Source organism: Methylobacterium sp. (assembly GCF_019750675.1).
GTDB lineage: Bacteria > Pseudomonadota > Alphaproteobacteria > Rhizobiales > Beijerinckiaceae > Methylobacterium.
In genome coordinates this window covers 1-7377 of the sequence record NZ_JAIEOF010000387.1, presented here as the reverse complement: position 1 = coordinate 7377, position 7377 = coordinate 1, and the positions used below count along the sequence as shown (strand labels likewise).

Annotated in this window: 5 protein-coding genes and 1 tRNA gene; 5 read left to right on the top strand and 1 reads right to left on the bottom strand. The window is 70.5% G+C overall.

The window, feature by feature from the left end; all coding sequences use genetic code 11:
- Window positions 1–2565, top strand: a 2565-nt coding sequence (locus K2X24_RS20205) for an EAL domain-containing protein (RefSeq protein ID WP_292500458.1), incomplete at its 5' end; no start/stop codon positions are given.
- 51 nt (window positions 2566–2616) lie between these two features.
- On the opposite strand, the gene K2X24_RS20200 is transcribed toward K2X24_RS20205, so the two are convergent.
- A complete protein-coding gene (locus tag K2X24_RS20200; protein WP_292500457.1) occupies window positions 2617–2919 on the bottom strand; it encodes a hypothetical protein in 303 nt (100 codons plus the stop codon).
- A gap of 206 nt (window positions 2920–3125) precedes the next feature.
- Here K2X24_RS20200 and htpG point away from each other — a divergent pair, with 206 nt between their 5' ends.
- The 4 genes from htpG (at window position 3126) to K2X24_RS20180 (ending at window position 7368) form a co-directional block, all read left to right on the top strand.
- Complete coding sequence (gene htpG, locus K2X24_RS20195) at window positions 3126–4979, top strand: molecular chaperone HtpG (RefSeq protein WP_292500454.1); 1854 nt, start codon at window positions 3126–3128, stop codon at window positions 4977–4979.
- Window positions 4980–5113: 134 nt separating this feature from the next.
- Complete coding sequence (locus K2X24_RS20190; RefSeq protein WP_292500451.1) at window positions 5114–5413, top strand: hypothetical protein; 300 nt, start codon at window positions 5114–5116, stop codon at window positions 5411–5413.
- A gap of 189 nt (window positions 5414–5602) precedes the next feature.
- On the top strand, window positions 5603–7228 hold the full coding sequence (locus K2X24_RS20185; protein ID WP_292500449.1) for a DEAD/DEAH box helicase: 1626 nt from the start codon (window positions 5603–5605) through the stop codon (window positions 7226–7228).
- 64 nt (window positions 7229–7292) lie between these two features.
- Window positions 7293–7368, top strand: a tRNA-Thr gene (locus K2X24_RS20180).
- Window positions 7369–7377 lie beyond the last annotated feature (9 nt).

Below are 7377 nucleotides of genomic sequence, written 5' to 3'. Positions count from 1 at the left end.
GTTAGCCTCCAGCGCTCGCTGGTGGAGGACCTCGCGATCGCCGTCGAGCGCGCCCAGTCCGACCGGGCCACCGAGGCCGCGCGGGCCGCTGAGCAGGCCGTGTCGGCCTGGTCCGCCGCCCGCTCCAAGCTCTCGGACCAGGGCCGGACCGAGGAAGCCTACGCGGATCTCGACCGCTACGCGGCGATCGCGGAGGAGAATTTCGACCTCTTCATCAACCACACCGCCGGCGACGGCTTCATCTACCGCCAGCAGGCGCGCGCCATCGTGGCGCGCGAGACCCAGATCAACCTCTTCGGCACCCTGATCGCCGTGCTCCTCTCGGGTACGGTGGCGTTCGGCCTCGCGCGCCGCATCATGCGGCCCCTGGCCGAGGCCTCGCGGGCGGCCTCGCGCATCGCGGCCGGCGACCTCAGCGGAACCATGCCGACGGGCAGCGCCGACGAGATCGGCACGCTCCTGGTCGCCATGGGCGTGATGCGCGACAACATCCGCCACGCGATGGAGCAGGAAGTCGCCCAGCGCATCTCGGCCGAGGACCAGCTCGCGGACGCCCTGGAGACCTCCCGCGAGGGCATCGTGGTCGTCGACGAGGCCGGCCGCATCACCCTGACCAACAGCCAGGCCGACGACTATCTTGGGTTTGCCGCCGGCACCCTCCCGGCCGGCAGCGCCATCGCGGGCCTCGTGGCGCGCTCGGCCGCGGGCGCCGGATGCCTCGCCCGGGCGCTCCTCGACGCACGGGAGGAGCGCAGCGAGTTGCGCCTCGGCGACGGTCGCTGGCTCCGGATCAGCCGGAACGCCACTCGCAGCGGCGGCTTCATCGCGGTCTGCAGCGACATCACCCTGCTCAAGCAGCAGGAGGCCACCCTCCAGTCGACCAACCTGCGCCTCGACACCGCCCTCGACAACATGTCCCAGGGCCTGTGCCTCTTCGATGCCGCCGGCCGGCTCACCGTGGTCAACCGGCGCTATTGCGAGATCTTCGGCCTCGGCCCCGCGCAATTGCCCCTCGGCCTGCCCTACCGCGAGGTGGCGGCCCTCAGCGGCGCCGGCACCGCCTACGCGCACGACGAACCCGACGCCTTCGCCCTCGCCCTGGCCGAGGCGGCCCCGGGCCGGCCCAGCGATTCCGACTTCCTCCACCTCGGCGACGGCCGCGTGGTGGCGGTCTCGCACAAGGCCGTGCACGGCGGCGGCCTCGTGGCCACCTTCGAGGACGTCACCGAACGCCGGGAGGCGGATGCCCGCATCGCCTTCATGGCCCGCCACGACGTCCTCACCGGCCTGCCGAACCGGGCGATGTTCGGCGAGCGCATCGAGGAGGCGGTGGCGCATCTGGGCCGCGGGAGCCCCTTCGCGGTTCTGTGCCTCGACCTCGACCGCTTCAAGGAGGTCAACGACACCCTCGGCCATCCCGTGGGCGACGCCCTCCTGCGCGCGGTGGCCGACCGGCTCCGCGCCTGCACCCGCGAGGTCGACACCGTCGCCCGCCTCGGCGGAGACGAGTTCGCCATCATCCTGGCGGGGGCCGAGCAGCCGCAGGACGCGGCCGTCCTCGCGCGCCGGATCGTCGAGGTCGTCAGCGCGCCCTACGATCTGGACGGACACCGCGCGAGCGTCGGGGTCAGCATCGGCATCTGCTTCGCCCCCGGCGACGGCACCACCTGCGACAAGCTCCTCAAGAACGCCGACGTGGCCCTCTACCGCGCCAAGGCGGACGGGCGCGGCACCTGGCGCTTCTTCGAGGTCGAGATGGACGTCAGTCTGCAGGCGCGCCGGGCCCTCGAGATCGACCTGCGCGAGGCCCTGGAGCGCGAGGAGTTCGAGCTGCACTACCAGCCGATCTACGATTTCCGGGGCCGGCGCATCGGCGGCTTCGAGGCCCTGGTCCGCTGGCGCCACCCCGTGCGCGGCCTCGTGCCGCCGGCCGAGTTCATCGCGGTCGCCGAGGAGATCGGCCTCATCGTCCCCCTCGGCGCCTGGTGCCTCACCACGGCCTGCACGGAGGCGATGCGCTGGCCGGACGGCATCAAGGTGGCGGTGAACGTCTCGGCGGTGCAGTTCCGCGACGAGATCATCGTCGAGTCCGTCCGCGCGGCCCTCGCCCGAAGCCGCCTGCCGCCGGGCCGCCTGGAGCTGGAGATCACCGAATCGGTGCTCCTGAAGGACAACCTTGCGACGCTCGCGACCCTCTACGCCCTGCGCCGCCTCGGCGTGCGGATCGCCATGGACGATTTCGGCACCGGGTATTCCAGCCTGAGCTACCTGCGCAGCTTTCCGTTCGACAAGATCAAGATCGACCAGTCCTTCGTGCGCGACATCACGAGCAAGACCGATTCCGGGCTGATCGTGCGGGCCGTGATCGGCCTCGGACTCAGCCTCGGGATGCGCACCACCGGCGAGGGCATCGAGACCCAGGAGCAGTTCGATCGCCTGCGCTGCGAGGGCTGCGACGAAGGCCAGGGCTACTTCTTCGCCAAGCCCGGGCCGGCGCGCGACGTGCCCCGGATGATCGAGCGCTGGTCGTCCGTCGGCACGGGCAGTTCCCGCGCCGTGGCGTAAGCCGGCGCGGGAATGCCCCGCGCCGGGCGAATCCCTAACCCACGACCCTGCTCAATCCACGACTTTAAGGTCGTTCACGTTCACGTCGCCGTTCTGGCTGGTGAAGCTCGGTGCCCGGCCGTTCGACTGCGAGACGCCGCTGATCCGGTGGTCGCCGCTGTCGTAGGTGGTCAGCTTGCCGTCGGTCTCCACCAGGAGCCGCTGCTTGTCGGGGAAGAACGCGTAGCGCATATCGTTCTGGCCGCCGCTGCTCGAGGGCTGGCCGAGCTCCTTCGGCCACCAGGGCTCCGAGCCCTTCATCGGCTTCATGGGTTCCATGGGCTTCATAGGTTCCATCGGCTTCATCGGTTCCATCGCGCTCGCTCCTCCGGCGGGTGTCTTAAGCCAACGCTACGCTCGAGGTGCCGCAAGGTTTCCCAGAAAAAGCAGGCGCCGGTCGCCGCCGCGCGGCGGGAGGGGTGATCGGCGACGGGCCAACCTTGACCGGCATTGAATTCTCCAGGGGGCGGAGGCATATCGCGCCCGACAGCCAAACCCTTTCGACATCCGGAGGCGATCCCTTGAGCGACACCGTGGAGCGGCACGAATTCGGTGCCGAAGTCGGGCGCCTGTTGGACCTCGTGGTCCACGCCCTCTATTCGGACCGCGAGATCTTCCTGCGCGAGCTGGTGGCCAACGCCGCCGATGCCATGGACCGGCGCCGCTTCGAGGCGCTGACCGACCAGGCCTCCGCGCTGCCCCCCGATGCCAAGGTCCGCATCGTCCCCGACAAGGCGGCCCGGACCCTGACCCTCTCGGATGCCGGCATCGGCATGACCAAGGCGGAGCTGGCCCAGAACCTCGGCACCATCGCCCGCTCCGGCACCCGCGCCTTCAGCCAGGCCCTCGGCGACGCCAAGAACGCCGCCGACATCAAGCCGGAGGACAAGCCGAGCCTGATCGGCCAGTTCGGCGTCGGCTTCTACTCGGCCTTCATGGTCGCCGACCGGGTCACCGTCACCTCGCGCCGCGCCGGCTCGGAGGAGGCCTGGACCTGGGCCTCCGAGGGCCAGGGCAGCTACACCCTGGAGCCCGCCACCCGGGCTGAGCCCGGCACCGACATCGTCCTGCACCTCAAGGCGGATGCCGACGAGTACCTCGAGAGCTACCGGCTCGACCACGTGGTACGCAAATGGGCCGACCACATCACGGTGCCGATCGCGATCACGAGCGAGGACGGCAAGGAGGAGAACGCCAACCAGGGCACCGCCCTGTGGCGCAAGCCGAAATCCGAGGTCACGCCGGAGCAGTACACCGCGTTCTACCGCCATGTCGGCATGAACTTCGACGAGCCCTGGGCGACCCTGCATTGGCGGGCCGAGGGCGCGCTCGAATTCTCGGCGCTGCTGTTCGTGCCCGGCATGAAGCCGTTCCAGGCCGTGGAGGGCGAGCGCGCCAGCAAGGTGCGCCTGCACGTGCGGCGCATGTTCATCACCGACGAGGCCGAGCTCCTTCCCTCCTGGCTGCGCTTCGTCCAGGGCGTGGTCGACACCGAGGACCTGCCCCTCAACGTCTCCCGCGAGATGCTGCAGGCGACCCCGGTGCTCACGAAGATCCGCCGCGCCGTCACCGGCCGCGTGCTGACCGAGCTGACCAACCGCGCCAAGGATGCCGAGGGCTACCGCCCGTTCTGGGAGAATTTCGGTCCCGTCCTCAAGGAGGGCATCTACGAGGACCATGAGCGCCGGGCCGAGATCGCCCCCCTGCTGCGCTTCCATTCCTCTGCCGTCGACGGCTGGACCTCCCTGCCCGACTACGTTTCCCGCATGAAGGACGGCCAGGAGGCGATCTACTACCTCGTCGCCGACGACGCCGACGCCCTGAAGCGCTCGCCCCAGCTCGAGGGCTTCCGCGCGCGCGGTGTCGAGGTCCTGCTGCTCTCCGACCACGTGGATGCCTTCTGGCCCGAGGCGCTCGCCCGCTTCGACGACAAGCCGCTGCGCTCGGTCACGCAGGGGGCGGTCGATCTCTCGAAGTTCGCCGGGGAAGCGCCCGAAGGCGCGGAATCCCCGGCCTCCGTCGAGGCCCTGGTCGCGGCCCTGAAGGCGGCGCTCGGCTCCAACGTCTCCGACGTGCGCGCCACCGACCGCCTCGTGGAGAGCGCGGTGGTGCTCTCGGCCTCGGGTCACGGCCCCGACCTGCAGATGCAGCGGCTGCTGCGGCGGGCGGGACGCGGCGGCGGCGGCATGCCGGTGCTGGAGATCAACCCGCGCCATCCGCTGATCCGGTCGCTGGCCGCCAAGGTCGAGACCCAGGGCGACATCACGGAGGCCGCCGGCACGCTTCTGGACCTCGCCCGGGTGCAGGATGGGGACACGCCGCGCGATCCCGTCGCCTTCGCGCAGAAGATGGCGGCGGCCCTCGCGGTGGCCTGAACCCGGTATTTTCCAGGAGACCGATCCGGCGACATGCCACGTTGCCGGATTTATTCTTCCACTTTTGCCCGCCGAACACGGAACGAGTGGGTCGGAATCGGGTTGAGCTCCAGAAGAATTGATCTGGAGGAAACATGACCATTCGTAATCTTGCCGTCGCCACCGCCGCCCTGATGCTGACCGCGACCACCGCCTTCGCCGCCCCCTGCGCGACGGGCACGACCAGCAGCATGAAGGACAAGTCCGCTTCTATGGACAAGTCTTCCAATGTCGATGGTGGATCGAGCGCCAAGGTCACGCCCGGTGCGAAGGCCGAGTCGCCCGGCACCGTCGGTGCGATGAACAATGTCGGTGCGAACACGCAGCCGGCCCCGGGCGAGAAGAAGCCCGCCGAGGGTCAGGTCGTGAAGGGTGACAGCGCCGACAATTGCTGATCACGCCCGCAGCGAGGTCGAGCGCGGAACGCCCCGCCGGACCTTGATGCGTCGTTGACCTGAGACATCTTTGCGAAGCCCCGTGCGCCGAACCGGCGGGCGGGGCTTTTGTTGTATGCGATCCCATCGTGTTCCGCGCGGCAGAATGGACACGGACAGCGGCGCGCCCCGGCGCTAGAAGCCGCGCGGATGGACCTTCGCCCCTATCAACGCGCCAGCCTCGATGCACTCCACGCCGCCTGGGCGCGGGGCGACGGAGCCGGCCTCATCGTGCTGCCCACCGGGGCGGGCAAGTCCCTGGTCATCGCGGCTCTGGTGCGCGAGACCCTCGCGGCGAACCCGGCGCACCGCGTCCTCGTCGTCACCCATACCCGCGAGCTGATCGCCCAGAACCACGGCGAGCTCCTGAAGCTCTGGCCGGGTGCGCCGGCCGGCCTCTACTCCGCCGGGCTCGGGCGCCGGGACGAGGGGGCACAGGTGCTGTTCTGCGGCATCCAGTCGGTCTGGAACCGCGTGCCCGAGATCGGCCCGTTCGACCTCGTCGTGGTGGACGAGGCCCACCTGATCCCCCGCGACGCCGAGACCCGTTACGGTCGCTTCCTCGCCGCCCTCAAGGCCGCCCGCCCGGATCTGCGCGTGGTCGGCCTGACCGCCACGCCCTACCGCCTGGACAGCGGCCGCCTCGACGAGGGTCCGGGACGGCTGTTCGACGCCATCGTGTACGAGGCCAATGTCGGCGACCTGATCCACCAGGGTTACCTCGCGCCCCTGATCTCCAAGGCCACCGCCACGGCCCTCGACGTCACGGACGTGCCCCGGCGCGGCGGGGACTATATCCCGAGCGCCCTGGAGGCCGCCGTCAACCAGGACTGGATCACCCGCGCGGCCGTGGAGGAGATGGTGGGCTACGGGCAAGGCCGGCGCGCCTGGCTCGCCTTCTGCGCCGGGCTCGCCCACGCCACCGCCGTGCGCGACGCGATCCGGGCCGAGGGCCATACCTGCGAGACCCTCTCGGGCGAGACCCCGAAGCGGGCGCGCGACCGCATGGTCCGCGATTTTCGCGAGGGCCGGATCCGATGCCTGACCTCGGTGGGGGTCCTGGCCACCGGATTCAACGTGCCCCAGGTCGACCTCGTCGCCCTGCTGCGCCCGACCCAGAGCACCGGCCTCTACGTGCAGCAGGTCGGCCGGGCCCTGCGCCGCGCCCCCGGCAAGTCGGACGCGCTCATCCTCGACTATGCCGGCCTCGTGCGGATGCACGGCCCCGTCGACATCGTCACCGCCCGGAGCGCCGCGGCGATCCGGGGCCGCGAGGGCGAGGTGCGGGCCAAGGGCTGCCCCGGCTGCGGCGCCCTCATCGCCCTCAACGCCAGCACCTGCGAAGCCTGCTGGGTCGAGCCGGAGTCCGAACCCGAGGCGCCGGGCCACGAGGCGGCGGCGGACGACGCGCATCCCATCCTCTCGGCGACGCTCGCGGACTGGCAGCCGGTCGTCGGCTGGAGTTTCACGGCGCATGCGCGTTCCGCCCTCCCCGACGCCCTGGTGGTGGTGTTCCACCTCCCCGAGCGTCGCAGCCACGGGATCGTCCTGGATCTCGAACAGGCCGGCTACCCGCGCGAGAAGGCCGTGCAGTGGTGGCGCCAGCACGGCGGCGGACGCGATGCGCCGATGCGCGTCGCGGAGGCCATCGCCGGGCGACACGCGCTGACCCGCCCGGAGGCGATCCAGGTTCGTGCCAGCGGGCGCCTCACCGAGACGATCCATTACCGCTTCGGCGACGGACGCACCTTCACCGATTCCCGACGCGTCGCGTGACGGGCCGAGGCCGATGGGACAGGCTTGCGCCGGATCGACGGCTTTGATAGCGCATCAGGAACGCGCCGGTTTAGCTCAGCTGGTAGAGCAACCGCCTTGTAAGCGGTAGGTCGAGGGTTCAAGTCCTTCAACCGGCACCACTTTTTCTG